Here is a 26,447-nt window from a genome sequence, read left to right on the forward strand (position 1 = left end):
TTTGCTTCGTAAGATATAGAAAGAAAAATAATCGCAAATTTTTCTTGTTTTTTCCCATGGAAAGCTCGACCCTCTCCGCATTCCGGCGCGTCTGCCGGTCTGAAAGGACAAATTCCCATGACCGACAGCCCGCAGTCCGTGGTTCCATCGATGCTGGCCGACATTCGTCGCCAGCCTGAGCTTCTTGCCGGGCTTCTGGGCCGCCAGGCCGAGATCGGCGGATTTGCCGAGACGAGCCTGCAGGCCCGGGGCGATGGCCGGACCTGGGTCTTCGGGTCGGGCGATGGCTGGTTTGCGGCACGCGCCGCGTTGACGGGATCGGAGGCGGGGCGGGCGGCCTCGGGGCTCGACTTCACCCTGAACGTCGCGCCGCGCCTCGGACCGGACGACCGCGCCCTGGCCATTTCGATGTCCGGCAACGTCGACCGCACGCTGGAGGGCGCACAAAAGGCGCTTGCCTCGGGTGCGAAGGTGGCGGTGCTGACCAACGAGGGCGGTGGACGGCTCGGGGGGCTTGGCGTCGATAGGTTCTCACTGGGAATTCCCGACATCGCGCCGTTTCTCTGCGGCACCTCCAGCTACACCGCCACTATTGCCACGCTGCAGCTGGCTTTCGTTTCCGCCTGGCCCCGCTTTGCGGCGAGCCTCGAGGCCGCCCTTCCGCGCCTGCCCGATCTGATTGAGCGGGCCGACGGCTTCGCCCAGGCTGTCGCCCTCCGGCTCGGCGGCGCCTGCGGCGGCGCGCGGTTCCTCGGCGCGGGCACAACGGTGGCCACGGCCGACTATGCCGCAGCCAAGTGCGTCGAAGTGACAAGGATTCCGGCTTGGAGCGACGACATCGAGGAATTCGCCCATCGGCAATACTGGAGCCTGCAGCCGTCGGAACTGGTCGTGCTGCTGCCCGGCGATCCGGCGACGGCGGCCTATGCCGAGGCGACCGCCGATGCGCTTGCGGATCTCGGCGTCGCGACGGTAGCTCTGGAGCCGGAAGGCGCGTCGGTGCCGAGCGCCAGCCTGCGGCTCGACCTGCCCGGCGCTGCCGATACGGCGGCCATCACGCAGGCGATCGCGATCCAGCTTCTTGCCTATCATCTAGGCATCGCCAGCGGAACCGATCCCAATCGACGCGAGCATCTGAAGAACGACGCTGCCCGCTTTGCCGTGAGCCGCAAGCTCACCCGCCGGTCGCTGCTCGGAACCGGCCAATAGGAAGACCGCCATGTTGCCGCGCCAGACCCGCTATGCCTACAGCCCCATCACCCGCAGGCCCGATTATCGCTGGCCGGGCGGCAAGCGGTTGGCCGTCTATCTCGCGCTGGGGATCGAGGAATACATCTTCGGCGAGGGGATGACGGAAGACCTGTTTCCCGGAGCCTCGAAACCCGATTATGCGAATGTCTCGTGGCGCGACTACGGCAACCGGGTCGGCGGCTTCCGCCTGATCGAGCGGGCGCGGCAGGAAGGCTTTCCGCTCGCGATCCTGCTCAACACCGAGGTGTACGAGCACGCGCCGGATCTGGTGGATTTCGCCCGGAGCCATGGCTGCGAAATCGTGGCGCATGGGCTGACCAACTCGCATACCCTCGCGGGCCGGGGAGCGGATGATGAGGCGGCCTATCTGAGGGAGGTGGCTGAGGCGATAAGGAGCCGTGAGGGCGCGGCCCCGGCGGGCTGGTCGAGCCCCTGGCTCGCGCATACCGACAACACGCTGGATCTGCTTCTGGCGGCCGGATACCGCTATGTCCTGGACCTTGGGATGGACGATCAGCCCGTTTGGCTTGACGCGGCAGGCGGCAAGCTGCTCTGCATCCCCTATGGGCTGGAGATTAACGACAGCTCTACCATCATCGGGCGTCAGGCGAGCGCCACTGATTTCGCGCAGATGATCATCGACCAATTTGACGAGATGCTGGAGGCGTCCGAGAGCCAGCCGCTGGTGATGCCCATCGTCGTGCATTCCTTTATTTCGGGTCAGCCGTTCCGGCTCCGGGCGCTGCGCCGGGCGCTGGAACACATCGCCGCGCATTGCGACCGGGTCTGGCTGACGACACCCGGCCGGATCGCCGACGTGATCCACGCGGACCCGGCGCTGGCGGTCTAAAGCCCCTGATCGAGCCAGACCTGCGCGATCTGGTCGCGGCGCGCTACCCAAGCGGTGCCGGCCTCGGCCAGATGTGCCAGAAATTGTTCCAGCCCGCCGATCCGCCCCGGGCGCCCGATGATCCGGGTATGCAGACCGACGGTCATCATCCGGGGCGCCGCCTCGGCCTCGCGCGCCAACCAGTCGAAGGCATCGCTGCAGTAGCGGGCAAAATCACGGCCATGCACGAAACGATGGCTCTTGTAGAAGTTCATGTCGTTGGTGTCGAATGCATAGGGCAGCACGAGATAGGGCCGCTCGCCACGGCGCATCGTCACCGGCAGATCATCATGATAGGCATTGCAGTCATAGAGGAAGCCCGCCTCCTGCAACAGTCGGCGGGTGTTCTCGGAGGGATAGCTCCGCACGTGCCAGCCGCGCGGGCGCTGTCCGGTTGCTTCCTCGATGGCCATGGCGCAGCGCCGGATCAGGGCGCGCTCCTCGGCTTCGGGCATGTGTGCCTGATCCTCCCAGCGCCAGCCATGGCACATGATCTCGTGGCCGTTTTCCACCGCATGACGGACCAGCCAAGGGGTCGCGGCCAGCGTGCGCCCGCAAAGGTTCAGCGTCGCCTTGACGCCGAAGGCGTCGAGCAGCCGGAGGATGCGCCAATAGCCGGCACGACTGCCATATTCGAAATGGCTTTCCATGCAGCGATCACGCGCGCCACACAATTCCTGGTGCACCTCGTAGACCGCTTCGTTGCGCGAATCGCCGGAGGAGAGCGCAAGCTCTGCCCCCTCCTCGATATTGAGCACGAGCGATACGGCAACCGCCTTGTCGCCCGGCCAGCGGACGCGTGGCGGCGTTTCGCCGTAGCCGATAAAATCGCGATCCGGATGCGGTGTCATCGGCCCACCCAGCGCGAGAAACCGACATCTGTCGCCGCCGCGCGGGCCACGATCTCGCGATAGTAGGGCTCCAGTTCCTGCGCCCCGGTCCGCAGCGAGATGGCCTCGGCGCGCAGGTCCGGCTCGATCCGGCGCAGGTCATCCAGCATCGCCGCCTCGTCGATCCGGGTCAGCCGCCCATCGCGCACCACCACGACGCCGTCGACGATGGTGTGGCGCACGGAGCGGCCCCCCTCGCAGAGCACGAGCGCGCGGCGGATGTCATGCAGCGGCTGGAAGGTGGCGGTGCTCGCGTCGAGCACCGCAAGATCCGCCGCCGCCCCGACCTCGATCCGGCCCAGCGGCGCAGGTCGACGCATCGCGCGGTTGCCACCCTGCCAGACGGCCGCGAGGATTTCTTCGGCCTTGGGCCAGGTGGCATAGTCGCCACCCGTCACCGCATGGACAATCCCCGCCGTCTTGATCGCGCCCCAGAGATTGTGGCTGTCGTCACTCACCGCCTCGTCCGTCCCGAGACTGATCGGCACGCCCGCGTCGCGCAGCGCGCGGAAAGGCATCACGCCACTGCCGAGCCGGAGGTTGCAGACCGGGTTGTGCGCCACGCTGGCGCCGGAGGCCCCGAGGATCGCGATGTCGTCCTCGTCAACCCAGATCGAGTGGATCACCAGCATCCGCTCGTCGAGGATGCCGAGCTCGGCGACGTAGCGGATCAGCGACTTGCCAAATTTCTCGATGCCGAGCACGCGCTGAAGCTTGGTTTCGAGGATGTGGCAGAAGAAGGGGAGGTCATGCGTCCGCGACAGGTCGTGCAGCGCGCGGAGATAGTCGGGCGTCGCCCGCTGCGGCGCCGAGCAGGACACGGCGGCGGCGATCCGCCCCTGCCCTGCCCCATGCCACCGCCGGATCAGGTGGTCATAATGCGCGAGCATCCCCTCGGCGGTCTCGCGCGGGGCGGCGTCCATCGTCTTGAGGACGCTCCTTGGCAGGATATCTTTCAGGAACGGATACTTGTCGTATTCCACCACGATTGGCTGGTCCAGCGCCAGCGTCGCGCGGATGCCGATGTCATCATAGGCGCCGGCAATGGCATCGATGGCCTCGGGGGTAGTCAGCGGCACGAAGAAGGCGTCATCCATCACCGAGGTGATGCCGAGCTTCAGCATCTCCGCCGCGCCGATCATCGTGCGCAGTCGCACCCGGGCCGGATCTTCTTGCCCCGAGGCCAAGGGCGGCACCTCGTAGAGCATGAAGACCTCGAGCGGCAGCCCCTCGAGCGTGCCGCGCATGAAGTTGCCTGGCGAGTGGACATGGGCGTTGATGAGGCCGGGAATGACGATATCGCCAGCGACATCCAGCGTCTCGACTTCCGCCGAGGTGCCCGGCGCAATTTCGACGATCACCCCGTCTCGGATGAGGATATCGGCTTGCAAAAGGTTTTCATGTTCGGCCGACAACAGTAGATTGCCATTGCGGATCAAGAGGTCGCGCATGGGAGGGTCCTTTCGGGATGGGTCAGTCGGTTCACAGCACGATCATCGGCACGGGGCCCTTCCCGCCGCTGAGCTTTGCGTTCTGGAGCGTGCGGCCCGACGTGGTGAGAGAGAATATCGCGCGCTTCGCCGCCGAGGCGGGAGAGCAGGTGCTGTGCCACGAAGTCGGTGGCGATTACGGCGCTTGGATGGACGAGGCCTTTGTCGCGGGCACGGCGCCGATGGTCTTCTACGCGCAGCGGGCCGAGGCGTCCCATTGGGACGCGCAGGGTCATCTCGCGGGGCTGGACGGGTCGGCGGGCGTGGCGGCGTCGCTGACCGGCATGGAGGGGCGGCTGGTCGACGGCGCCCGCACTGCAAAAGGGCGGCTGATCGGGCTGACCTATTACAACGGCGGGCCTTTCGCGCTGTTCGGTCATGCAGATATCGAAATACCCCACGATCTTGCGCACTGGGACGAGGTGCTGGACGCGCTGCGCCTCTTCCGTGGCCGGGGCATGGCGCATCCCTTCGTGCCGCGCTGGCATGAAACGCAGACGGGGCTTATCTGGAGCCTGCTGTGCCATCTTGCGAGCGAGGGCGTGCTGAGCTTCAATGATCCCGGGACGGCAGGGGCGTTGACGGCGGCGCTCGGCTTCTTCCGCAGCCTCGTGCGCGAAGATCTGGTGCTGCCCGAGTCGCTCGAGGATCGAGGTGATGCGCCCGCCGTGATCCGCTGGGCCAGCGGGCAGCATGCGCTGACCTTCACGATGGATTATCTTGCCGCAGATGCCGCGGCGCTCGCAGGACGTCCTGTCAGCCTCCCGCTGCCCCTGCCCGGCGCCAGCGGCACCGCGCTGCTTCCGGGACATGCGCTGCTGTGCCTGAACAACCATATCGACCCGGCACTGCGTCCGAGGGCCGAGGCGCTGTTGTGCTTCCTCGGGGGCCGGGACGGGGACGGGTGCCCCGGCGTGCATCGCCGCTGGCTGACCGACAGTCTCTTTGCCGTGCCCTATCCCGAGCTGGACCGCGATCCGACGATCCGCCATGCCCTCCGCCGTTTCTTTCCCGTGCCGCAAGCCGAAGCAAGCGTCGAGCGCCTTTCTGCGGCGCGGGCCGGGGCGCAGGTATCGCCGCCGACCCACGCGCCCTGGTTTCTTGGCTGGTCCGGCGAGGCCGATGCCCTGATCCGCACCCGCCTGCTGCGCGAGGACAGCCTTGGACCGGAGGCTGTCACAGAGCGCCTGCTGCACCGCTGGGAAGCCCTGCGCGCGGCGCATCGTTGATCGGCCCAACCGCATCGCTCAGACCGGAGTGACGAGGTGACAGGCCGCGGCATGCCTTCCGCCGATCCCCAGCATCTGTGGCTCCACCTCGGCGCAGACCGGCATGGCGAGAGGGCAGCGCGTGTGGAAACGGCATCCTCTCGGGGGATTGGCCGGGCTGGGAAGCTCGCCACGCAGCGTCTGCGCATCGCGCTCGGTGCTGCGCGCGGGGTCGGGCGAGGGTGCGGCAGCGATCAGGGCGCGGGTGTAGGGGTGCGCCGGAGCGGCGTAGATTTCGCGCGCCGTGCCGATCTCGACGATCTTGCCCAGATACATCACCGCGATCCGGTCGGCAAAGCCGAAGACCCGGGCCAGATCATGCGAGATGAACAGATAGGTCAGTGCAAACTGCTGCTTCAGCTGGCGGAACAGCGTGAGGATCTGCAGTTGCAGGGACACATCCAGCGCCGACAGTGGTTCGTCGGCCACGATGAAATCCGGGCGCAGCATCACGGCGCGCGCGATGGCCACGCGCTGCCGCTGCCCGCCGGAAAACTCGTGCGGATAGCGGTCGGCGAAATCGGGCGCGAGGCCCGCGGCGGCCATCGTTTCCATCACCCGGCTGCGAATAGTCGCCGCATCGTCTCGGGTGTGGACGCGCAGCGGCTCTGCTAAGGTGTCGAAGATCTTCATCTTCGGGTTCAACGAGGCATACGGGTCCTGGAACACCATCTGGAACTGGCGACGCGCCGCGCGCAACGCCTCGCCCTCCAGCCTGGTGATGTCGCGGCCCATGAAATCCAGCCTGCCGGCCGCAATTGGCACCGAGCGCAGCAGCGCGCGACCGAGCGTGCTCTTGCCACAGCCGCTTTCCCCGACAACCGCCAGCGTCTCGCCGCGCTCCACCGCAAGATCGACGTTGCTGACGGCCTGCACCGCACCCGCCTTGCGGCCGGTGATCAGCGAGCGCCGCACGCCGAATTCCACAGTCAGGCCTTCAGCCCTGATCACGTTGACGGCCGTCATGCGCCCACTCCCGGCAAGGGGTTGAAACAGGCGAGCCGGCGGCCGTCGCCCTGTTGTGCGAGGTCAGGCAGTTCGACCATGCAGCGCGGCGTGGCACGGCTGCACCGCGGAGCAAAGCTGCATCCGGGAGCGACGACGCGCGGGTCGGGCGGCGTGCCCGGGATCGAGGCCTGCTCGGTAAAGGGATCGTCGATCCGCGAGGTGCTGGCCAGAAGCCCGGCGGTGTAGGGGTGGCCCGGAGCCGCATAAAGGGTCGAGGCCGGCGCGTCCTCGATGATCCGCCCGGCATACATCACCACAACGCGGTCGGCGAGCCGGGCCAGCAGCGCCAGATCATGCGTGACCCAGACCATCGCCATGCCGCGTTCGGCTTGGATCGACTGGACCAGCCGCACAATCTCCGCCTGCACGGTTACATCGAGCGCGGTTGTCGGCTCGTCGGCGATCAGCAGCTTGGGATCGCAGGCCAGCGCGACCGCGATCATCACGCGCTGGCGCATGCCGCCCGACATCTGATGCGGCATCTGGTCGATGCGCAACTCCGGCGCCGGAATGCCGACCTGACGCAAGAGATCCAGCGCCTTCTCCCGCGCCTCGGGACGAGAAAGGCCGCGATGGCGCCGCAGGCCCTCGGTGAGTTGCCGCCCGACGGTCAGTAGCGGGTTCAGCGCCGTCAGCGGGTCCTGAAAGATGTAAGACACCACCGGTCCACGCATGTCCTGGAGCGCGCGGTTCGAGATTCCTAGGAGCGATCGCCCGTCGACCGCCATTTGCTTGGCCTGAATGTCCGTGCGCCGGGAGTCGAGCAGGCGCAGCACCGACATCATGGTGACCGACTTGCCGGAGCCGCTTTCGCCGACGATGCCGATCACCTCGCCAGGCGCCACTGTCAGCGACAGGTCGCGCACGGCATAGACCGGGCCGCTGTCGCCCTGGAAGGTGACGGATAGGTTCTGCACCTCGAGCATCATCTGGGTCATTTTCGCAGCCTTGGGTCAGTGCGGTCCTGCAGCCAGTCGCCACAGAGATTTCCCGCCAGCACGGTCAGCGCAGTCGCGATGCCGGGCATGGCGGTCATCCACCAGGCATTCTGTAGATAGTTGCGCCCGTCGTTCAGCATCATGCCCCAAGAGGGCTGCGTCCCGCCGACACCCACGCCCAGAAAGCTCAGGGCGGCTTCGGTGAGGATCGCCTGCGCCATAGAGAAGCTGGCAACGACAATGATGGGCGACAGGATATTGGGCAGGATGTAGTGCCGCAGGATGCGCAGCGTCGGCACCCCCACGCTGCGGGCGGCTTCGACGTAATCCTGATTGGTCACGCTCATCACCTGTCCGCGCACCACGCGGGCGTAGTTCACCCAAGTCGCCAGCGCCACGACCACGACGACCGAGAGGAATCCGCCGCCGAAGGTCGCCAGCAGGAAGATCGCCAGCAGCGTGAAGGGGAAGGAGAGCTGCACGTTGATGAGGAAGGACAGCACGGCATCGACCCAGCCGCCGAAGTATCCCGCCAGGAGACCGACCGACGAGCCGATGATCGCGCCGATGACCACTGCGCCCGCGCCGACCGACAGGGAAATCTGCGCGCCATAGATCACCCGGCTCAGGATGTCGCGCCCGAGATTGTCGGTGCCGAGGAAATGGGACAGGCTGCCGCCCTCCACCCAAGCAGGCGGCGCAAGGCGAGCCATCAGATTGACCGCAGACGGCGGGTGCGGTGCGATCCAGGGAGCGAAGAGGGCCGAGGCCACGGCGAGGACGAGGATGGTCAGCCCGATCAGCCCGATCGTGTGCCGTCCGAAGAAGCGTTTTGCGGCGGCGCGGGTCATTTCAGCTTCACCCGCGGATCGATGACGACATATAGGACATCGACAAGGAAGTTAATGACCACGAAGAACACGGCCGCCATCAGCACAACGCCTTGGATCAGCGGAAAATCGCGCTGGTAGACCGCGTTGACGGCCAGCCGTCCAACGCCCGGCCAAGCGAAGATCGTCTCGGTGATGAAGGCGCCCGAGACCAACTCGGCCAGTTCCAGCCCCGCCATGGTCACGACCGGGATCATCGCGCCACGGAAGGCATGGACGAAGAGGACCGTCCTCTCCCGCAGGCCCTTCGAGCGTGCGGTGCGGATATAGTCAGCATTCAGCACCTCGAGCATGCTTGCGCGCACCAGACGCGTGAGCCGGGCGGCCGATTGCAGGGCCAGCGTGATGGCGGGCAGTATGAGATAGAGCGGTCCGCCATAGCCCGAAACGGGCAGGATCTTCAGCTCCACCGCAAAGAGCACGACCAGCATGAGGCCGATCCAGAACCCCGGCGCGGCCTGTCCGACCATGGCCAACGCCGTCACCACCACATCCCAGACGGTATTGCGCTTCAACGCGATGATGATGCCGAGAGGAACCGAGATCAGCAGCGCCAGCAGGAAGCCGGCGGCCGCAAGCTGAAGCGTCGCGGGCAGCCGCTCGGCAATCAGCTGGGTCACCGGAGCGCGCTGGACGAAGGAATAGCCCAGATCGCCCTGCACGGCCTTGCCGACGAAGCTCAGATACTGCTCGGCCAACGGGCGGTCGAGGCCAAGGAATTCCCGCAGGGCCTGCTTGTCCTCGATCGTTGCATTCTCGCGTGCCATCAGCTCCACCGGATCGCCGGTCAGATGAGCCACGATGAAGGTCGAGAACGAGACGCCGACCAGGACGAGGACCGCTTGCAGGAAGCGTTTGAAGAGGAAGAAGGGCATGCAGCGGACCTGTCGGATTGCCCTGCCCCGGGGCTCCGGGGCAGGGAATTTCCGTCACTTGTAGGTGATCAGATAAGGCTCGAGATAGTTGTCGGCCCGGAACTCGTAGCTCAGCTCTTTCGAGATGCCGAAGAAGCTGGGCAGGCGCCAGAGATAGAGCCACGGGGCGTCGTTCCAGATGATCTCCTGCGCCGCGAATTCGAGCTTCTGCCGGGCGGCATCGTCCAGAGTCTGCGCAGCTTCGGTGACCAGCTTGTCATACTCCGGATTGCAGTAGCCGCTGGAGTTGTCGACATGGCCGCAAGTCAGGATCACCAGCTCAACCGAGGGGTTGATCAGCGCAGCCCAGCCTTGGAAGTAGATACCCTTCAGCGAGGCCGAGGAGAGACCGGCGCGGAACTGGCCGATCTCGACGGCTTCGTAGGAGGGCTTGATGCCGACCTGTTCCAGATAGGCGCCGACGATCTCCGACACTTCCTTGCCGCCGTCGAAGCGGGTCGACCATTGCAGCGTCAGCGGGAAGCCATCTGCGAACCCGGCCTCGGCCAGCAGCGCCTTGGCCTTCTCCGGGTCGTAGGCGAAGGGTTTCAGGTCGGGATTGTTGTTTGGCGAGTTGACGATGCTGACCAGCGGAGAGGTCGAACCGCCCATCAGCGAGGCCACGATGGTGGGCACGTCAACGGCGTGGTTCAGCGCCTGACGGACCCGAACATCGGCCAGCGCGGGCTGCTCGCCCTTGATCGAAATGCCCATGTGCATCTTGCGCAGGCCCTCGATCTTCACCAGATCGCTCACGTCCGAATTCGCCTGCTCGGCGGAATCCGGGGTAATGCCGACGACGAGATCCACGGTGCCGGCGCGCAGCTCGTTCAGCCGCGACGACACTTCCGGGATGGCGCGGAAGGTGACGGTCTTCACGTCCGGAGCGCCGCCCCAATAATTCTCGTTGGCGACCAACGTCAGCGAGTCGCCCCGCTTCCATTCGCCCAGCACGTAGGGACCGGAGCCGACCGGCGCGCTCGCAACCACGTCGGGGGCGGTGTCGGCGATATAGCCCGGCGCCGCGATGAACGCCTCGGCCAGCCAGTAGAGCATGTTCACGGTCGGCTTTTCGGTCACCAGCTCGATGGTGTAATCGTCGACGACCCGCACTTCGCTCAGCCCGGTCTGGTCATGCAGCTGCTGCACCGAATTGAACGGCGCGGTATCCATGCGGGCAAAGTTCACCGCGACAGCCTCGGCGTTGAAGGGCTCGCCATTGCTGAAGGTCACGCCCTCGCGCAGCTTGAAGCGCCAGGTTACGTCATCCACCCGCTCCCACTCCGTTGCCAGCCGAGGCTCGGACGAGCCATCCGGCGCGCGGCGCACGAGGCTGTCGAACAGCGACCAGATGACCGACCCGGTGGGATTGTTACTGTCGAGCATGTGCGGATCGAGGCTGATCACGTCCTCGGAGGATGCGATCACGACAGGCGCCGCATCCTGCGCCCAGATGCTTTGCGCGGGCAGCCCCATCGTCAGGGCAATCAGCCCGGCTGTCAGGCTTCGATGTATCCTCATGATAAACCTCCGTGTTGGATCTTCGTTTTTTTGGTTATGGTCGGAAAGGCGGGGGGGAAGAGCGCGGGCCACCCCAGCCCCTGTGGGTGGCGGTCGGCAAAGCTGTCGCGCAGTTGTTCGAAGATGGACTGCATGGCGGCGGCGATGGCGGCCTCGTCGGCCCCCACCACCCGGGCGTCGCGCACCACCTGCCGCCCCGCCACGAAGACGTGACGCGGACGCAGCCCCGGGGGCATCAGGAACAATGCCTCGACTGGGTCATGCACTGGCTGGGCCTCCAGAGCCGAGAGATCCCAGACGACAAGGTCGGCGGCCGATCCGGGCTGGAGGCGCCCGAGATCGGGCCGTCCGATCGCCCCGGCTCCGCCTAGCGTGGCAGCCCGCAGCAGATCGGCGGGGCAGGTTGCGGGCTCGGTGATCCGGGCCATGCCGAGGCCGGTCTGCAGGTTCATCAGCATGTTGGGAGGCGCGGTGTCGGTTCCCATGCCGATGCGGATGCCTTGGGCGGAAAAACCTGCAAAGCTGTCGAGCCGCTTGCCACCGCGTCCGATCACCAGCGGACAATGCACGACCGTCGCACCACTGTCGGCTAGCGCCTGCCGGTCTGCGGCGATCAGAGCCGAATCGCCCTCCGGCCCGCCCAGCAGCTTGGCGTGCGGCAGCAGGGCGCGGGGAGACAGCACGCCAAGATCGCGCAACAAGGCGATGGAGGAGACCCCTGCCCTTTCCCAGATCATTTCGGTTTCGACTTGCGACTGGCAGCAATGTAGCCGGAAGGGCACATCGAGTTCGGCAGCCATCTCTGCCGTGCGCCGGATCAACATGTCCGAACAGGTCTCGATGGTGGAGGGCACGAGCAGGCCCGAGATCAGACCGCCGCGCTGCGCCTTGATGAAGGCAACCGCCTCGGCCAGCCCTTCCAGACCGGCCGCCTCGTCCCAGACCTGCCCCGCCGATCCATCCGCCGCGACGACATTCACCGCCGAACGGAAGCTCGGCCCCAGCACCAGACGCAGCCCCAGCTCCTCGGCGAGCGCCGCGATGGCCTCAAACTCCTCGGCCGTCTCGGCCCAGCGACGGAACAGAAGCGAGGTGACCGGGAGTGCGGTCGTGACACCGGACAGCAGCAACTGACAAAAGGCGCCCCGTGCCGCCATCACCATCTGCTCAGTCGTCAGCACATCCTGCGCCACGGCGACATGGTCCTGCTTCATCGCCTTCGCGTCCGGCGCGGCCGAGCCGCCGAAACCGAGGATCGTGGTATCGACGTCAGCCAGGGCATTGAGGTCCACGAACCCGGGCGCGATCAGCGCCTGACCGAAGTCGCGCGCCTCGCCCTCGGTTCGTGGCGCAATGCTGACGATCCTGCCTGCATCGACGACAACTTCGGCGTTCTCGACAATCACGTGATCGCGGCCGTCATGGGCCAAGACCCAACGCGCACTCAGCTTGAAGCTCAACGTTCACCCCCGGATGGAGAGACTCGCTCCCGAGCCCCCGTTCGACAGCGTTACGCGTTTTCGTCATTGTGACAACGAAAATAATCGCAGACCGACGATCCGAATGGAGCCTCGTCCATCTACAAGCCTAATGGCCAGATATTTGAGCAAAGTGGCAAAGCTTCTCCGGCCCCTCGACAAGGCACATCACTCAGATAGTTTCTTATCGATACTTTTCGTAACTTTTCGAAGGCAAAGCATCTCTGCAGCGGAGGGCGAGGCAAACGGCTCCTGTCTGCTTGCCGTGAGAAAGCACCGTTATCACCTTGCCATCCGCCCCAATGGATGCCGAAAGACCAAGGTCTGCATGCCCATGCCCGGGCCGTGTCCCAAGTTGATGTAGGAGGGCCGTGCGCGAAGCCCTCGGGCGTAGCGCAGCGCGCGACCGACGGCAACGCAAACGGTCACCGTCGATCTTCGGGAAAGGTTTGGGTTGCGACACTCGAAACCAAGGACGGAGATGATGATGACCGACAAGAAAATGGTGCTGATCGAACTAATTGAAAAGCTGGCCGACAGTGATCTGGTGCACAAGATGCTGGCCTTTGCGGCCGACCGGATCATGGAGGTAGAAGTAGAGTTGCGCACTGCCGCGGCGAAGGGCGAGCTCGCCGCTGCGCGAGGTGCAGCGCAACGGCTACCGGGAACGGGATTGGGACACTTGGGCGGGGCGGATCGCACTGGAGACCCCGAAGCTGCGTAATGGCAGCTATCTTCCCAGATTTATAGAGCCGCGCCGCACGGCGGAGAAGGCCTTAATGGCGAGGATCCAAGAGGCTCATGGGCTCTTTTGCACATATCGGGTGATGGCCGAGGTTTCCTTTTTCCCGGACGGGCTTATCCCACAGCTTCCGTGACAGGTATGCCCAGCGCTGTGTAGCCATTGAGCACGGCGACACGCACGTGGAGTCCCGCGACTTGGCGATCGAAGTCCCGTGCCATGAGGCGCTGCCCCAGCAGATTTACACACTGCATCTTCGTCTCGACGCGGCTCCGGCGGTGGTATCCGCTCCATCGTCGCCACAGAGCGCGGCCGAGGTATTTGGAGGTCCGCAGGATTTCGTTTCGCGCGGCGGCACCGGCGGTGACGGTCTGCCACGGCTTCGCGTTATTGCGGGGCAGGATGACAGCGTGGGCGTTGCGATCCGCGATGGCATCGAGGCACTTGCGGGTGTCGTAGGCGCCGTCGGCAGTCATCAAGCCGATCTCTTCGCCAATTGGGATCTGGCTGAGCAGATCGGGCAAGACCGGTGCGTCACCAATGTGGCTCCCGGTGATCTCGACGACTCGGATCTCCAGCGTTTCCTCGTCGATCCCGAGGTGGATCTTGCGCAAGACCCGCCGTCTGGGCCACCATGCTTGCGGGCGTGCCACTCGCCTTCACCCTCGACCCTGATGCCCGTGCTGTCGATGAGCAGGTGCAGCGGGCTCTTCGACCCACGGTAGGGAATGTTGACGGCCAGGGTCTACTGACGACGGGACAGCTTGCTGGAGTCGGGCACCGTCCAGTCGAGGCCAACTAGCCGCAGCAGGCTCTCGACAAAACCGGTCGTTTGCCGGAGCGCCATGCCGAACAGAACCTTCATCGTCAGGCGCGTCTGAATGGCAGTGTCACTGTAGGTCCGCTGGCGGCCACGCCTGCCTGTCGGCGCCGCATCCCAGCTCATCCCGGGGTCGAACCAGATCGTCAACAAGCCACGCTGCTTGAGCGCTTCGATATAGGCTGGCCAGTTCCTGGTCTTGTAGGTCGTTGGCGTCGGTCTGCTCATGCATCCCAGCTACCACGCTGGATTCACAAGATGGATCCTTGACAGGATTTGTGCAACAGAGCTTTGGTGAGCGCGTTCTCCATGTCCATCATGTGTCGGCGCATAGCGCGCGTCCCGCCCGGCTTCCAGAGCGACGGACCCGGGCCACCTCAATGGGTTTTGCTTCAACAGCGGCCGTGCCCCGGAACCGGAGACCTTGAGCTGCTGCAGGCTTTGTGGACAGCGCGTTAAAGCTAGCATAGCGCGGGCCTCGAACTCCATTGGGCTGAGGTAGTCCAGTCTCGACTGCCGTCTGCGCGGGTTGTAGAAGCTCTCGATGTAGTCGAAGACGTCGGCTTGCGCCTCGTCGCGGGTGCGGTGGACCATACGGGCATTGGTAACGACAGGGTAAACATCATTTTATCTGAGCAGCCGCCAACCAACATTGAGATTACTTCATAGGTGCCACTCAGAACGGCGCTGCAGGTGGTATTTGGGCTCCGGGCAAAGGTAGTCCCGCTCGCAAAAGATGGGCACTCCGGACCGACGGATTGATGCGCCAGGCAGAAGCGAGGCCACCTCAATCATCCTTGCCGTCTGAGATGGATGAAATAGAACGCATCATGAACAAACCGAGCCTCGCATGAGTCGTCGATCCACACCGCAGGTAAAAATGACCGGCATGCTTGGCCAGTCACGCTCCGCGTGCTCATTCCCGAGCATGGTTTCTTCAGCCTAACCTCTGCTCGGGACCCTCATCTCTGGCTGCTTCACACCGTTGGCCAGTCCGAGTATGCGACGACACCCGGTCAATCGATCCTCGGCGACGCACTCGAGGTGCATTTCCGCGACATCGAGGATGCACGTTTGTTCCGTGAGGCCTACCCGGACCTGGTGCTTGCAGACGGAACGATGAGCCCGACATACTCCTCGCCATATATGCCGTTCGGTCGGAGGGAGGAGGAAGAGGTGTGCAATCTCTACAGCCAGACGAAATCGCAGGACGCGATGCGGCAGCTTTTCGATCTGCCCTTCACTGACCTGACTGGCAACCTTGCTCCGCTGCCCGAGATCTTTCCCGACCAGAAGGCACCGATTGTTCGGCATGCGGCCGATGGCGGCCTGGAACTTGCCATGGCGCGCTGGGGCCTTCCCACGCCGCCGCAGTATCTCATCGGCAAGAAGACCGATCGCGGCGTGACGAACATTCGCAACACAGCGAGCCCGCACTGGCGCCGCTGGCTTGGCCCGCGAACCGCTGCCTTGTGCCCCTGACCCGTTTTGCCGAGCCGCGCGGGACCGGTCTTGGGAACGCGTGGTTCTCCGCATCGGCCGACGTGCCGATGTTCTTTGCCGGTATTCAGGTGCCGGGCTGGACCTCGACGCGCAAGGCCAAGGACGGCGAGACCACAGACGATCTCTATGCATTCCTGACCACGACGCCAAATGCAGAGGTGGCAACGATCCACCCGAAGGCGATGCCAGCTATCCTGACGGATCCGGCGGATTGGATTACCTGGCTTACTGCCGAGTGGGCCGAAGCCAAGATGCTGCAGCGGCCCCTGCCCGATGGGACGCTGACCGTGCGGTGAGTCGGCCCCGGCCTCATCAAGATGCCGAAGCCCCAATCTTCCAGGGGATGGGTTTCCAGCGCCTGCCCCAATCTCACATCTCCTTCCCGGGGTCTTCATCAGAACTGTGGGCGTCACGGATCCGCTGAAGACGTTCGTCCGCCAACAGACCCATCTCCTCCCTGACGGCGGCGAGATCCGCAGCATCCTTCGCGAGTTTCTTGCGCTCTCCACCGAGCACGGCGTCGACGGTCGAGCGAACCAGCTGCATCAGCCGCCTCAGCCAGGGGCCCGCCCCCGCAACCGTTTCCATAACCGCCTGCCGCTTGCTCTCCTCCTTTGGCACTGCCGGTCCGAATGCAATTCCCTCGGGGCGCTCCGCTGTTGCAGGCCGCCACGCCAGAACACCTGCTCTGAACAGCTCGAGGCCACTGGCTAGAGCATCGACGCGCCGAGCCTCCCTCATGGTGGCCACGCGGATTTTCTGGGCCTCCGCCTTCGCGTCGCCAACCGCTTTCTCCGACAGGTGCTGCGCGATCCGCGCCTTCATTGCATCTTCATTTGCCGACTTCTTCCGAGCCTCAGCCTGCTCCAGCTCCATCTGGGCAACGCGGTTCCTGTGCTCGACAGCTTCGACCTCGCCCCGGCTCGAGATCAATGCCGCTTCCATCTCTGAAGTCTCCTGCCTCAGGGACTGCATCTTCCCGACCGCCTCCTCGGCTGCTTCGACATAAGCACCAGCACGGGAGATCACCGCAGCGGCCTTCGCCTCATCCTCTTCTTTCCGGAGTCGGGCGGCGCGAGCCGCCTCTTCTGCCTTCTGTGTTTCCGCCATCGCCGCATCGCGGCGGCGGACGGCACTGATTTCTTCCTTTCCTGATTCCGCCCTCCGAGCCTGCGCCTCGCGCACCGCGCGTTTACGGCTCTTGCGGATGGCCGCGTGGCCAAGCGTCCGAGCGCTCTCAGCAACACGGTCGGCCTGGACGCGCGCTTCGGCCATGATCCGGGCCTTTTCCGCCTCCGCCTTTTGCTTCTCCTCCGCCCGATATTGGCTCGGCGGCACATGCCGCCGCTTCGGTTCCGGAGGCTCACCAGCGGCTAGGGCGGCCCGGCGTGCGGCGGCATGCCGCTCGCCGCGGCGAAGGCCAATCTGTTCGAAATGGAGGCCGGCCATATCCTGTGCGTGTTCATAGTGGGCGAGCAGAGGATTTGCCGCCGCCTGCAGCAGCCGCTGCACGCCGCGGTTCGCGGTCTCTCGTTGGGTCCAGACCGCGACGACAAAGTGCAGATGAAACGCCTCCTCGTCAGAATGCGAGGAGGCAAACCGAAGCTGTCCGTTCGGAAAGTGCTGATGCAGGAAATCCACGGCATGGGTGCGGAAGTCCTCGACCCGATCACCCTTCCACGCGCCCAAGCCTGTTCCGCCGAACCACCCCTTGTTGACCGTTAGAATACCCTCCCGAAGCGGGCCGCCGGTGCAACGCTTCCACGGGTCAGAGAGACCCGCCGCCCTGACTTTGGCCGCGTCCTTCTTCCGTGACTTCGCAACGAGCGCATCGAGATGGGCATCAAGGTTCTGGCGTGACGCGGTATCAATTTCGAGCCTCAGATCCTCGATCCAGCTCGTCTCACCGACCTCTGTCCGATTTGCTTCGGTCTGTTCAAGGTCAACATGCAGGAGATCGCCACCGGCACGCTGGTCATGCATAGCAAGCCTCCTGAGGTCACCAGGATGCAAGCTCTCGAACCTCAGAACAATTGGCGGGCCTTCGACAACTGCGGGGGCTGGCTGGAAGAACTGGATCGCAGTGATGGAGGTGATGGCGTTCATGACAGTTAGGCCTTGCTGAAGAAGAACTTCTCCTTCAGGCTAAGGTCACCCCTAGAAAATCATCGCACAGGCACGGACAGGATTTGTCGGTCCGTTACTCACTAGTGTTGTTGCAATCCGGGCAGGCCCGGATCGCAACAACACTGCTCGCGAAGGGGGATACCCCCGTTCGATCCCCTCCTCGGACCTGCTCTACGGCTGCGCCGTATCGCAGGTCCTGCGGCCAGCATCCTGCTGGACCGGAGCTTGCTCTATCTGAGGATTATCTTGTTCTGATGGGGCAATCTTACGCGAGACTGTTGGGCTGTCCGCGGTCGTGCCGACATCGGCTCCGGAGCATCTCCGCTCCGGGCCTTCCTCCTCCGGCCGATCGTCTCCAGCGAGGATCCTCAGTCCTGCATCACCACCGCAAGGATTGCCTTGGAAAGATCCGCGCCGACCCGCTGGAAACCGAGCAACCGGGCAACAGCGCGCGTCATTTCGTCGGGCGGCATCGTCCCGCACTCAGATCGGACGCGATGCGCGGCCGCCGCGATCTCCATCGGGGGGAGATATTCCACCTTCAGCAAGGCACCCGTTTCGGCCCGACGATCACGGATCGGCGGGGCCTCGTCTTGCTCCGCCGTCAGCACGAATTCCCCGGCCTGCCGGAGGTTGACGTCCCGCTGACGCGCCGAACTGACCGCGCGTCTCGTCGCTTCGACAATGCGATTGCCGGTGCGGGACTTGCCGAACGCGGTCGAGACCCGGCGCGCCAGTTCGTCAACGTGGATCGGCCCTTCGACTGCCACGATCTGCTGGACCAGATCGGCGAGATGGCCGAGGGGAGCCTCGTGCGGTTCTTCCATGCGATGCGACATGACCCGGGCGCGCTGATAGGGCGGGGCCGTCAGTGTCAGGTGCTCGATGTCGATCGCTTCGTCCGCCACAGGATCACCAACCGGGATCTGCAGGTGGCAGCCCATGTTCGCGCCGCGGACCGCGATCCCGTCGGAGGCCTCCTCTCGCGCCCGCAGCAGCGCATCGCTCAGCCTGCGGATCTCGTGCTCACGCCGAAGGAACCAGTCCGTGCTCCAGATCCGGTGAAACGTCCAGCCGAGGTTTTCTAGAACGTCCTGTCGCAGACGATCCCGCTCGCGGGCCCAGAGAGCCGCGTGATAGGCGGCGCCATCACACTCGACCGCAGCAATATACTGGCCCGGACGGTCCGGATGGCGAACGCCGATGTCTATGCGAAATCCCGCGCTGCCGACCTGCAAGTCGGCCTCATATCCCAGGTCCCTGATGACGCGGGCCACGTCTTCCTCGAACGGACTGTCCGCTTCAAGGCCGGTGACTGTGCGCACGTCTATGATGCCCGTCTTCGCATAGTCGAGGAACCGCTTCAGCACCCGTGTCCCTGCGCGGACAGATCGGCTGGGGTCGATATCGCCGGGATCGAACGAGGCGAAGACCTCGCACCGCACGCGGGCGCGCGAGAAGAGCACGTTCAGCCTCCGTTCCCCGCCCTCGCCGTTGATCGGCCCGAAGGCCATGGACGCCAGGCGACCGTTTGGCTCCTGCGGGCCGTAGCCGACTGAGATCAGGATGACATCCCGCTCATCGCCCTGCACGTTCTCGATGTTCTTAACGAAGACGTCTTCGGCCCGACCCTCGCGCAGGAACGCGTCCAGAACTCCATCCTGACGACGCTCGTGCTCGAGCACCTCGGTCAGCATGTCGGACTGCGCCTTCGAAAAGGCAACGACGCCAAGCGACAGATCAGGGCTGGTCCGGGCGTGGTCGGCCATCGCCTTCACGATGAACTGCGCCTCGATCTTGTTGGTGCCGGGCCTCATGCTAGTGCCCTTGCCGCGCGCGTAGACGCCGGGAACGCGCTTGAACTTCAGCCCGTAGTTCTCATCGAGCTGTAGCGGGGATGGTGGCAACACCAGGTTGTCACCATAGAACTCGGCGTTTGAGACCCGGATCAGGGACGGATCCCGCGACCGATAGTGCCACTCCAGCATGCGTGACCGAAGTCCACGCGCTTCACACAAGGACAGGATGCTTTCCATGTCGGCCGCCGTCGCGCCGACCGGCATCTCTTCTTCCTCGTCTTCGGGGTTCTCGCCCTCATCCACCAGACGGTCGAAAAAGGAGGTCGGCGGCAGTTGCTTCTGATCGCCCACGACGACATTTTGGCGGGCACGCGCGATGACGCCCAAGGCATCTTCCGGGCGGGTCTATAATGGTCAACCCGCTGACGAGGGCAGCAGCATGCCGCTGACCGCCTAACTCTTGCGCTTCGACACTGAGCGCGTCGCCGCTGCTGCAGAGAAAAGGGCAGGTGCCATCAAAGCAAAAGACGCTCCGACAGCAGCGCGCCAATCTCGGGGAAAACGCCCGGGTTGTCCTCGCAAATCCCCTTGCCCTGCGTCATCAGGCAAAGCCCAACCGGTGCGCTACCGGGCATTTCGACGCGTATAAGATCGTGCTTGTAATAGGAGGCGCGCTCGTCGCCGGTCCAAGAGTTCTGTCCCGCCTTGCTCCATATCTTCGCTTCCAATGGCATGCCGCCGCCGAGAAACTTGTCTACTTGGAAATGCGGCATCTTCGCCTCCGCGCTCTTGCGGTCCCGCAGCAACGCTGCCTGCGCGCGACCGCGCCCGGCGGGCGAGAGCGGCACGTCTCCGGCGAATATCTCGAACATGAGCCGGGCCGCGGCGAGGGGTGTCAGCGCGTTCAGATACGCGCCAGTGCGACCTGCATACTGCGACTCGCGGCCATAGCGCGCGTCGTCCATGAGCTTCTGTGAGATGTTGCACTGGGCGAAGTCGGCTTCGAACTCCGCCCAGACTCCTGTGGTGAAGAAGCGGTTCAGGCCTTCCCGTCGATCTCGCCAGGTTTCAAGCTCAGCCCCCGCCAGAAGGGTGTCACCCGTCGTGCCGGTGATCAGGTCGATTACGTAATTGGTGCCGGTGTTGGACGACCACCGGATCATGTCGCGGATCGCACGCGTGAGGTCTTCGTGCTCGGCGATGCGGCCCTGCTCGATGTCGTGCAGAACATGGACAAGGTGAAACGCTTTCACGAGGCTGCAGGGATAGCAGCGCCAGTCACCACGGTAGGCGAAACCGTCGGGCCGTTGCCCAGGACCGTTTTCGCGATACGCGACGAAGCCAAAATTTTCGGGGTCCAATCCCTTGTCGCGATGGCGCCGGACCAGTTCGTTAGCAAGGCCCTCGCAGCGCGCAGTCCAGTCCGGGTCATCTTTGAAGAACATGTTCGGGTCTCTCCGGGAAAGAAGGGTCAGGCAAACTCGCGGCCTTCCAGCAGCGGACAAGCCCCGTCTGTGAGGTCGGCGTCATGGCTTGCGGGCTGTGACAGGCGGCCTCGACCAGCGGGCAGCGCGTCGCGAAGCGACAGCCCGGAAGCTCGGCGAACGGGTCCGGGATCTCGCCAACAATGGGCTCGGCCAAGGACTGCTTCCGGCGCACGTCCGGCACGGCGGCGATCAGCGCCCGGGTGTAGGGATGCGCCGGCGCGGCGAACAGGTCCGCACTTTCCTGCAGTTCGACAATCTCTCCGAGATACATCACCGCCACCCGGTCGCAGAGATAGCGCACTACGTTCATGTCATGCGAGATGAAGATGATCGTCAGGCCCATATCGCGGTTTAGCCGCTTCATCAAATTGATGATCTGTGCCTGCACCGAGGCGTCCAGCGCCGAGACCGGCTCGTCGGCCACAAGGATCTCCGGGCCGGGACACAGCGCCCGCGCAATCGAGACCCGCTGGCGCTGGCCGCCCGACAGCGCGTGCGGGAACTTCAACGCGGTCTCCGGCACCAAACTGACCTCGGCCAGAACATCCTGGACCCTCGCGCGGCGTTCAGCCCGGGACAAACCTGGCTGATAGCGCGCCACCACCTCTTCAAGCTGAGCGCCGATCGTCATGCGAGGGTTCAGGGAGGAATACGGATCCTGGAACACCATCTGCAGCCGTCCTGCAGGGTCCGGACCGTTGAGCGGCTTGCCGTCGAAGATCACGGCGCCGTCGTCGGCGGGCTGCAAGCCGACTCCGATCCGCGCCAGCGTGCTCTTGCCGCAGCCGCTCTCACCAACGATACCGAGGATCTCGCCGGGGCGCACGTCCAGATCGACGCGGCGGACCGCGTGAAGCGAGATCCCCGGCCGCCCGGCGAGGGTATCAAGCAATCCGCGCTTCACCGGAAAGCGGCGCTCGACCTGCCGGAACTCAAGCTGTGACATGGGCCACCTCGTCCAGAACGCAGGCGTCAAGATGGTCGGGTGCAAGCCCGGCGCGCGGCCGAAGCGGTGGCGGACCTCCGTCCGTGCAGCAGGGACGCGCGAATACACAGCGGGGGGCGAAGCGGCAGCCGGGCGGCGGGCTGATCAGGCTGGGGGGCGCGCCCTCGATCGGGGTCAGCTCTTCGTCCCGGCTGATCTGCCCCGGCAAGGCCGCCAGCAGCGCCTTGGTGTAAGGATGCGAGGGCGTATCGAGGACGTCGCGCACCCTGCCCGTCTCTACCAGCCGACCCGCATACATCACCGCCATGCGGTCGCAGATCTGGGAGACCACACCGAGATCATGGGTAACCAAGATAATCGAAGTCCCAAGACTGTCGCGGCGTTCCCGAAGCAGCCGGAGGATCTGGTCCTGCACGGTCACATCCAGCGCGGTGGTCGGCTCGTCGGCGATGATCAGCTGCGGGCGCAATGCCAGCGCCATGGCAATGACTACCCGTTGCCGTAGCCCGCCGGAGAGCTCGTGCGGGTAGGCATCGAGCCGCCGCTCCGGCGAAGTGACATGAACATCCCGCAGGAGCTGCAAAGCCGCGGCACGCGCCGCGATGCGCCCAACCTTGCGGTGGCGCAGGATCACTTCCGCGATCTGCTTGCCGATCCGCATTGTCGGGTTCAGCGCGGTCAGCGGGTCTTGGAAGATGAAGGCCACGTCACGGCCCCGGACCTGCGCTAACTCGCGTTCCGGCATCGCGGCCAGATCACCGACGCCGTCCAGCAGAACCTGTCCACCGGCCACCTTTGCTTGGGCTCCGCCGAACAGCCGCAGGATGGAGCGGCAGGTGGCGGACTTGCCGCAGCCGCTTTCGCCAACAATGCCGAAGATCTCACCGGGTTCGACGTTGAAGCTGACACCATCGACTGCGCGCGCCACACCGGAGGGGCTTCGGAACTCGGTCTGCAAGTTGCGGATGCTCAGAAGGCTCATCGCTTATCCCTTCGGCTTCAGCGCGGTGGAAAGACCCTCGCCCAGCAGCGAGAAGGCGATGCCGATCCAGATGATCGCGAGGCCGGGAAAGATGGTCATCCAGGGGGCCTCGCGCATGAAGTCGATGCTCTCGACAATCAGCAGCCCCCACTCCGGAGCCGGCGGCTGCACTCCAAGGCCGAAGAAGGACATGGCCGCCACCGCCTGCACAGTCAGCACCACGTCGGACATCGAGTAGACCAGCGCCGGAGTGATCGCATTCGGCAGAATGTGGCGCAGCATGACGCGCAGTCGACCGTATCGCAGGACCCGGGTAGCCTCGATGAACTCCAGCCGTGCGATCAGCAGCGTCTCGCCGCGAACGATCCGGGCATAGCCGATCCAGTTCACGATGAAGAAGGCGATGTAGAGGTTGGTCTCGCTGGGCCCGAGCACGCCGACGATCGCCAAAACCAGCACGTAGAACGGGAAGGCCCAGACCACGTCGGTCACCCGCATCAGAGCGGCATCGACACGACCGCCGAAAAAACCCGCAGTCAAGCCGATCAGCACACCGATCGCCATAGGGCCGAAGACGCAGATCAGCGCGAGGCGGAGATCATAGACTGCACCGGCCATCACCCGGGTGAAGATGTCGCGGCCGAAGTTGTCGGTCCCGAACCAGTGCAGCGCCGAGGGGCTCTGCATGGAGTTGGCAAAGTCCAGGGCGAAGGGATCATGGGGCGAGAGCAGCGGGGTCAGCGCGGTCGCGGCAGCGGTCAGCACCAGCATCAGCAGGCCGAGCGCCCCGGCGGGGCTACGCAGGAGGTTTTTGAGAACGGTCATCGATCACTCCAGCCGAACGCGAGGATCGGCCAGCGCGTAGCAAATGTCGGTGATCAGGTTCACCATCACGACCATTATGGCAAAGAAGACGGTAAGCCCCCTGATCACCGGAAGATCCCGCGAGACTATGGCGTCGATCAGGAGGGAGCCGAGCCCCGGAGCCGAAAAGATCTTCTCGACCACCACGGTGCCTCCGATGATCCAGCTGACCCGGACACCGATGATCGAGATCGTCGAGATCAGGCTGTTGGGCAGCACGTGACGCAGGAAGACCTCCCACCCCCGCAGGCCTTTGGCTCGGGCGGTATCGATGTAGTCGGCCTGCATCGTGTCTATCAGCGCGGCGCGCAGACTTTGCTGAATTAGGGCAGAGGTCGAGAGGCCCACTACTAGAGAGGGAAGGAACAGCCGGTAGAGGTTCTCTGAAATCCCCACGCCCACGCCGCCGGTTGGGAACCAGCCCATCCCAAGAGCCAGCCAAAGGATGAGCACGTAACAGAGCCAGAAGGGCGGCACCGCGATCAGCACGACGAAGACTTGCCGGATCACCACGTCGACCGTGCGCCCACGGTTCGCTGCGGCGAGAATGGCAGCAGGCAAAGCTATGACCAGCGCGATCACCGTTGAATAAGCGACGATTGCCAGCGTGTAAGGAAGCCGCTCGGCGACCAGAGTGATGATTGGCTGCTTGTGGAAGATCGAGATGCCGAAGCTGCCGGTGAGGCAATCCCGCAGGAAGTAGAGGTATTGCACCCAGAGCGGCTGATCGAGCCCCCAAAGCTCTCGCATCGCCTGTAAATCCTCTGCGCTGGCCCGCGTTCCCATGGCGCGCGATGCTGGATCGCCAGGCATGATCTGCAGCAGAAGAAAGCTGACCAGGGTGATCCCGATCAACACGGGAATGAGCATCAGCAGACGCTTGAGAATGGCGAGGATCATGGGCTCTCGGATCAGCGTAGCGCGCGGCAGGGGGCCCGCATGTGAAGGGGGCGACGAAGTGCGGACCGCAGCCCCCGTGCCGGGGGCTGCGGTAGGCCTCAGTTCTCGATCGACACGTCTTCGAGACGGAAGTTCGACGTCGGCAGAATTTCAAACCCCTTCACCCCATCCTTCACTGCCCAAGCGGAAGCCGGATGATAAAGGAAAATGTAGGGTGCGCCGTCATGCAAGAGCTGGATCATCTCCTTGAACATTTCACCCCGCTCGGGACCATCGAGCTCTTTGCGCTCTGCCACGTAGAGTTCGTTCAACCGCTCGCTCTGCCACTCGGTGTGATAGGCATTCGCCCGCTCGGGGTTCACACCGACGAAGCCGATGATCTGGTCCGGATCGATCGTATCTGAAGTGGTGTAGGAGACGGACATCTCGTAGTTGCCGGCCTTCGTGGTTTCCCACTGCGTGCCGCCCTCCAGCATCTGCACCTTCAGCTTCACACCGACTTGCTGCAGCATCGCCTGAAGCGCGATGGCGGCATTGCGGCTTGTGGCGGCGCCAGAGTCCACCACAAGCTCGGCTTCGAAGCCGTCCGCATAGCCGGCCTCGGCCAGCAGTTCCTTGGCCCGGGCAGGATCGTAGGCATAGGGGGTCAGGTCAGGGTCCGCATAGGCCATGACCGGCATGGCGGAGGCGGCAGGCTTGCCCGCTCCATAAAGCACGCCCTGCACGAGGGCGTCCTTGTCGACAGCCAGATTCAGAGCTTGGCGCACCCGCTCGTCGTCGAACGGCTTCTTCGTGGTGTTCAGCTGCACGAAATCGGCACGGTAGGGAATGGTCTGGCCAACGGTGATGCCCTCAACAGCATCTAGAGCCTCCAGCTGGTTGAGCGGCGGATCTAGAGCAATATCTACCTCGCCCGCCTCAAGCTTGATGACCCGCGCCGAGGGCTCGGTCACAACTTCCAGAACGGCCGCGTCGACATGCGGCTTGCCCTCCTGCCAGTAGTGCGGGTTCTTCTCCAGCTCGATCTTCGAGCCCCGGGCCCACGTCTTCAGCATGAACGGCCCGGAGCCGACCGGAGCCTCGAAGAAGGTATCCCCTTGGGCCTCGACCTTGGTCTTCGGCAGGATCGCCGCGGCGAAGAGCGCGAGGTTGTTGAAGGCTGGCGTGAAGGGCTCCGCCAGCGTCATGACGATCTCGTGGTCGTTCACGATCTCAAAGCCGGTGATCGGCCGGTAGAAGCGGCCCCAGCTCGAATCCTCCGAGGCGGCACGTTCGATGGAGAACTGCACATCCTCAGCCGTAACCGGGGTGCCATCGGAAAATTTGGCGTCACGCAGCTTGAAGTTCAGCGTCAACCCGTCTTCCGAAACCGTCCAGCTTTCCGCAAGGCCCGCTTCCAGCCCCTCCCCGGTCCGGTCCGGGCGGATCAGCGTGTCAAAGATCAGCAATTGAGTCCAGATCGAGCCGTTGTCGCTGGTGGCGATCGGATCGAGGCTCAGCGGGTCGAACCCCATCGCCACACGCAAGGTTTCGGCCTGGGCTGCCAGACCGCTCATCGCGACGGCAGTGGCCAGCAGCAGCGCTTTCATCGTCATTCCGGGGATCATCGACTGGTTCTCCATTTTCTGTCGGGAAGCGCGTTGTTGTTTGTCCCGGACAGCGATCGCGCAGCCGTGTCCAGTTTCGACATCATGTTAGACATCCCCGCAGTTATCCGAATAATAGTAAATATACTGCCCA

Annotated in this window: 21 protein-coding genes and 3 pseudogenes; 6 read left to right on the forward strand and 18 right to left on the reverse strand. The window is 64.4% G+C overall.

What is annotated here, in order from left to right:
- The first annotated feature begins 117 nt into the window (after nt 1-117).
- Together AC3A5Z_RS22520 and AC3A5Z_RS22525 are read left to right on the forward strand one after the other, a co-directional pair.
- Nucleotides 118-1,209, forward strand: a complete 1,092-nt coding sequence (locus tag AC3A5Z_RS22520) for an SIS domain-containing protein (RefSeq protein WP_487521513.1) — start codon at nt 118-120, stop codon at nt 1,207-1,209.
- 10 nt (nt 1,210-1,219) lie between these two features.
- Entirely contained in the window at nt 1,220-2,101 is an 882-nt protein-coding gene (locus AC3A5Z_RS22525; protein WP_487521514.1) for a polysaccharide deacetylase family protein, read from the forward strand.
- Here the strand turns inward: AC3A5Z_RS22525 and AC3A5Z_RS22530 are convergent.
- Together AC3A5Z_RS22530 and AC3A5Z_RS22535 are read right to left on the reverse strand one after the other, a co-directional pair.
- Nucleotides 2,098-2,991: a polysaccharide deacetylase family protein gene (locus AC3A5Z_RS22530; RefSeq protein WP_487521515.1), complete on the reverse strand. Its 894-nt coding sequence runs from the start codon at nt 2,989-2,991 to the stop codon at nt 2,098-2,100. The genes AC3A5Z_RS22525 and AC3A5Z_RS22530 overlap by 4 nt on opposite strands.
- Nucleotides 2,988-4,481, reverse strand: coding sequence for an amidohydrolase family protein (locus AC3A5Z_RS22535; protein WP_487521516.1), 1,494 nt, complete (start codon nt 4,479-4,481; stop codon nt 2,988-2,990). The genes AC3A5Z_RS22530 and AC3A5Z_RS22535 overlap by 4 nt, the downstream gene beginning before the upstream one ends.
- A 17-nt stretch (nt 4,482-4,498) precedes the next feature.
- Between AC3A5Z_RS22535 and AC3A5Z_RS22540 the strand changes: the two genes are divergently transcribed.
- Nucleotides 4,499-5,749, forward strand: coding sequence for a hypothetical protein (locus tag AC3A5Z_RS22540; protein ID WP_487521517.1), 1,251 nt, complete (start codon nt 4,499-4,501; stop codon nt 5,747-5,749).
- Between the two features lie 18 nt (nt 5,750-5,767).
- On the opposite strand, the gene AC3A5Z_RS22545 is transcribed toward AC3A5Z_RS22540, so the two are convergent.
- The 6 genes from AC3A5Z_RS22545 to AC3A5Z_RS22570 are packed head-to-tail and all read right to left on the reverse strand — an operon-like array spanning nt 5,768 to nt 12,519.
- Nucleotides 5,768-6,754, reverse strand: coding sequence for an ABC transporter ATP-binding protein (locus tag AC3A5Z_RS22545; RefSeq protein WP_487521518.1), 987 nt, complete (start codon nt 6,752-6,754; stop codon nt 5,768-5,770).
- Complete coding sequence (locus AC3A5Z_RS22550; protein ID WP_487521519.1) at nt 6,751-7,734, reverse strand: ABC transporter ATP-binding protein; 984 nt, start codon at nt 7,732-7,734, stop codon at nt 6,751-6,753. Before AC3A5Z_RS22550 ends, AC3A5Z_RS22545 begins: the two co-directional genes overlap by 4 nt.
- Nucleotides 7,731-8,585 carry an ABC transporter permease gene (locus AC3A5Z_RS22555; RefSeq protein ID WP_487521520.1) on the reverse strand — a complete coding sequence of 285 codons (855 nt, stop codon included), beginning with the start codon at nt 8,583-8,585 and terminating at the stop codon, nt 7,731-7,733. Before AC3A5Z_RS22555 ends, AC3A5Z_RS22550 begins: the two co-directional genes overlap by 4 nt.
- Entirely contained in the window at nt 8,582-9,499 is a 918-nt protein-coding gene (locus AC3A5Z_RS22560) for an ABC transporter permease (protein WP_487521521.1), read from the reverse strand. The genes AC3A5Z_RS22555 and AC3A5Z_RS22560 overlap by 4 nt, the downstream gene beginning before the upstream one ends.
- Before the next feature lie 54 nt (nt 9,500-9,553).
- Nucleotides 9,554-11,059, reverse strand: coding sequence for an ABC transporter substrate-binding protein (locus AC3A5Z_RS22565; protein WP_487521522.1), 1,506 nt, complete (start codon nt 11,057-11,059; stop codon nt 9,554-9,556).
- A complete protein-coding gene (locus AC3A5Z_RS22570) occupies nt 11,056-12,519 on the reverse strand; it encodes a chlorohydrolase family protein (RefSeq protein ID WP_487521523.1) in 1,464 nt (487 codons plus the stop codon). Before AC3A5Z_RS22570 ends, AC3A5Z_RS22565 begins: the two co-directional genes overlap by 4 nt.
- 505 nt (nt 12,520-13,024) lie before the next feature.
- Here AC3A5Z_RS22570 and AC3A5Z_RS22575 point away from each other — a divergent pair.
- Nucleotides 13,025-13,346, forward strand: a pseudogene (locus tag AC3A5Z_RS22575) (transposase); the annotation flags it as partial.
- 49 nt (nt 13,347-13,395) lie between these two features.
- On the opposite strand, the pseudogene AC3A5Z_RS22580 reads toward AC3A5Z_RS22575, so the two are convergent.
- Together AC3A5Z_RS22580 and AC3A5Z_RS22585 are read right to left on the reverse strand one after the other, a co-directional pair.
- Nucleotides 13,396-14,327 (reverse strand): annotated as a pseudogene (locus tag AC3A5Z_RS22580) (IS5 family transposase).
- Nucleotides 14,328-14,558: 231 nt separating this feature from the next.
- Nucleotides 14,559-14,699, reverse strand: a pseudogene (locus AC3A5Z_RS22585) (IS3 family transposase); the annotation flags it as partial.
- A 312-nt stretch (nt 14,700-15,011) separates the two neighbouring features.
- Between AC3A5Z_RS22585 and AC3A5Z_RS22590 the strand changes: the two are divergent.
- Both AC3A5Z_RS22590 and AC3A5Z_RS22595 read left to right on the forward strand, forming a co-directional pair.
- A complete protein-coding gene (locus tag AC3A5Z_RS22590; RefSeq protein WP_487521524.1) occupies nt 15,012-15,581 on the forward strand; it encodes an SOS response-associated peptidase family protein in 570 nt (189 codons plus the stop codon).
- Nucleotides 15,572-15,898, forward strand: a complete 327-nt coding sequence (locus tag AC3A5Z_RS22595) for an SOS response-associated peptidase family protein (protein ID WP_487521525.1) — start codon at nt 15,572-15,574, stop codon at nt 15,896-15,898. Before AC3A5Z_RS22590 ends, AC3A5Z_RS22595 begins: the two co-directional genes overlap by 10 nt.
- Before the next feature lie 73 nt (nt 15,899-15,971).
- On the opposite strand, the gene AC3A5Z_RS22600 is transcribed toward AC3A5Z_RS22595, so the two are convergent.
- From AC3A5Z_RS22600 to AC3A5Z_RS22635, 8 genes are all read right to left on the reverse strand, one after another.
- The gene (locus tag AC3A5Z_RS22600) at nt 15,972-17,708 is read right to left on the reverse strand and encodes a plasmid recombination protein (RefSeq protein WP_487521526.1); all 1,737 of its coding nucleotides are present in this window, start codon (nt 17,706-17,708) and stop codon (nt 15,972-15,974) included.
- Between the two features lie 389 nt (nt 17,709-18,097).
- Nucleotides 18,098-19,915 carry a DUF3320 domain-containing protein gene (locus AC3A5Z_RS22605; RefSeq protein WP_487521527.1) on the reverse strand — a complete coding sequence of 606 codons (1,818 nt, stop codon included), beginning with the start codon at nt 19,913-19,915 and terminating at the stop codon, nt 18,098-18,100.
- A gap of 128 nt (nt 19,916-20,043) precedes the next feature.
- Complete coding sequence (locus AC3A5Z_RS22610) at nt 20,044-20,973, reverse strand: serine hydrolase (protein WP_487521528.1); 930 nt, start codon at nt 20,971-20,973, stop codon at nt 20,044-20,046.
- The gene (locus AC3A5Z_RS22615) at nt 20,957-21,961 is read right to left on the reverse strand and encodes an ABC transporter ATP-binding protein (RefSeq protein ID WP_487521529.1); all 1,005 of its coding nucleotides are present in this window, start codon (nt 21,959-21,961) and stop codon (nt 20,957-20,959) included. The genes AC3A5Z_RS22610 and AC3A5Z_RS22615 overlap by 17 nt, the downstream gene beginning before the upstream one ends.
- Nucleotides 21,948-22,943 (reverse strand): ABC transporter ATP-binding protein, encoded by a 996-nt coding sequence (locus AC3A5Z_RS22620; RefSeq protein WP_487521530.1) that lies wholly within the window; start codon nt 22,941-22,943, stop codon nt 21,948-21,950. Before AC3A5Z_RS22620 ends, AC3A5Z_RS22615 begins: the two co-directional genes overlap by 14 nt.
- Before the next feature lie 3 nt (nt 22,944-22,946).
- On the reverse strand, nt 22,947-23,768 hold the full coding sequence (locus AC3A5Z_RS22625; protein ID WP_487521531.1) for an ABC transporter permease: 822 nt from the start codon (nt 23,766-23,768) through the stop codon (nt 22,947-22,949).
- Nucleotides 23,769-23,771: 3 nt separating this feature from the next.
- On the reverse strand, nt 23,772-24,707 hold the full coding sequence (locus tag AC3A5Z_RS22630) for an ABC transporter permease (RefSeq protein ID WP_487521532.1): 936 nt from the start codon (nt 24,705-24,707) through the stop codon (nt 23,772-23,774).
- Between the two features lie 98 nt (nt 24,708-24,805).
- Complete coding sequence (locus tag AC3A5Z_RS22635; protein WP_487521533.1) at nt 24,806-26,296, reverse strand: ABC transporter substrate-binding protein; 1,491 nt, start codon at nt 26,294-26,296, stop codon at nt 24,806-24,808.
- Nucleotides 26,297-26,447 lie beyond the last annotated feature (151 nt).

It is taken from the genome of Cereibacter sp. Soil_C_27, assembly GCF_057657095.1.

What these genes read in the sequence shown, in the direction of transcription:
- AC3A5Z_RS22520 (WP_487521513.1), top strand. Translation starts at nt 118, where the DNA reads ATGACCGACAGCCCGCAGTCCGTGGTTCCATCGATGCTGGCCGACATT.
- AC3A5Z_RS22525 (WP_487521514.1), top strand. Translation starts at nt 1,220, where the DNA reads ATGTTGCCGCGCCAGACCCGCTATGCCTACAGCCCCATCACCCGCAGG.
- AC3A5Z_RS22530 (WP_487521515.1), bottom strand. Translation starts at nt 2,991, where the DNA reads ATGACACCGCATCCGGATCGCGATTTTATCGGCTACGGCGAAACGCCG.
- AC3A5Z_RS22535 (WP_487521516.1), bottom strand. Translation starts at nt 4,481, where the DNA reads ATGCGCGACCTCTTGATCCGCAATGGCAATCTACTGTTGTCGGCCGAA.
- AC3A5Z_RS22540 (WP_487521517.1), top strand. Translation starts at nt 4,499, where the DNA reads ATGGGTCAGTCGGTTCACAGCACGATCATCGGCACGGGGCCCTTCCCG.
- AC3A5Z_RS22545 (WP_487521518.1), bottom strand. Translation starts at nt 6,754, where the DNA reads ATGACGGCCGTCAACGTGATCAGGGCTGAAGGCCTGACTGTGGAATTC.
- AC3A5Z_RS22550 (WP_487521519.1), bottom strand. Translation starts at nt 7,734, where the DNA reads ATGACCCAGATGATGCTCGAGGTGCAGAACCTATCCGTCACCTTCCAG.
- AC3A5Z_RS22555 (WP_487521520.1), bottom strand. Translation starts at nt 8,585, where the DNA reads ATGACCCGCGCCGCCGCAAAACGCTTCTTCGGACGGCACACGATCGGG.
- AC3A5Z_RS22560 (WP_487521521.1), bottom strand. Translation starts at nt 9,499, where the DNA reads ATGCCCTTCTTCCTCTTCAAACGCTTCCTGCAAGCGGTCCTCGTCCTG.
- AC3A5Z_RS22565 (WP_487521522.1), bottom strand. Translation starts at nt 11,059, where the DNA reads ATGAGGATACATCGAAGCCTGACAGCCGGGCTGATTGCCCTGACGATG.
- AC3A5Z_RS22600 (WP_487521526.1), bottom strand. Translation starts at nt 17,708, where the DNA reads ATGAACGCCATCACCTCCATCACTGCGATCCAGTTCTTCCAGCCAGCC.
- AC3A5Z_RS22610 (WP_487521528.1), bottom strand. Translation starts at nt 20,973, where the DNA reads ATGTTCTTCAAAGATGACCCGGACTGGACTGCGCGCTGCGAGGGCCTT.
- AC3A5Z_RS22615 (WP_487521529.1), bottom strand. Translation starts at nt 21,961, where the DNA reads ATGTCACAGCTTGAGTTCCGGCAGGTCGAGCGCCGCTTTCCGGTGAAG.
- AC3A5Z_RS22620 (WP_487521530.1), bottom strand. Translation starts at nt 22,943, where the DNA reads ATGAGCCTTCTGAGCATCCGCAACTTGCAGACCGAGTTCCGAAGCCCC.
- AC3A5Z_RS22625 (WP_487521531.1), bottom strand. Translation starts at nt 23,768, where the DNA reads ATGACCGTTCTCAAAAACCTCCTGCGTAGCCCCGCCGGGGCGCTCGGC.
- AC3A5Z_RS22630 (WP_487521532.1), bottom strand. Translation starts at nt 24,707, where the DNA reads ATGATCCTCGCCATTCTCAAGCGTCTGCTGATGCTCATTCCCGTGTTG.
- AC3A5Z_RS22635 (WP_487521533.1), bottom strand. Translation starts at nt 26,296, where the DNA reads ATGAAAGCGCTGCTGCTGGCCACTGCCGTCGCGATGAGCGGTCTGGCA.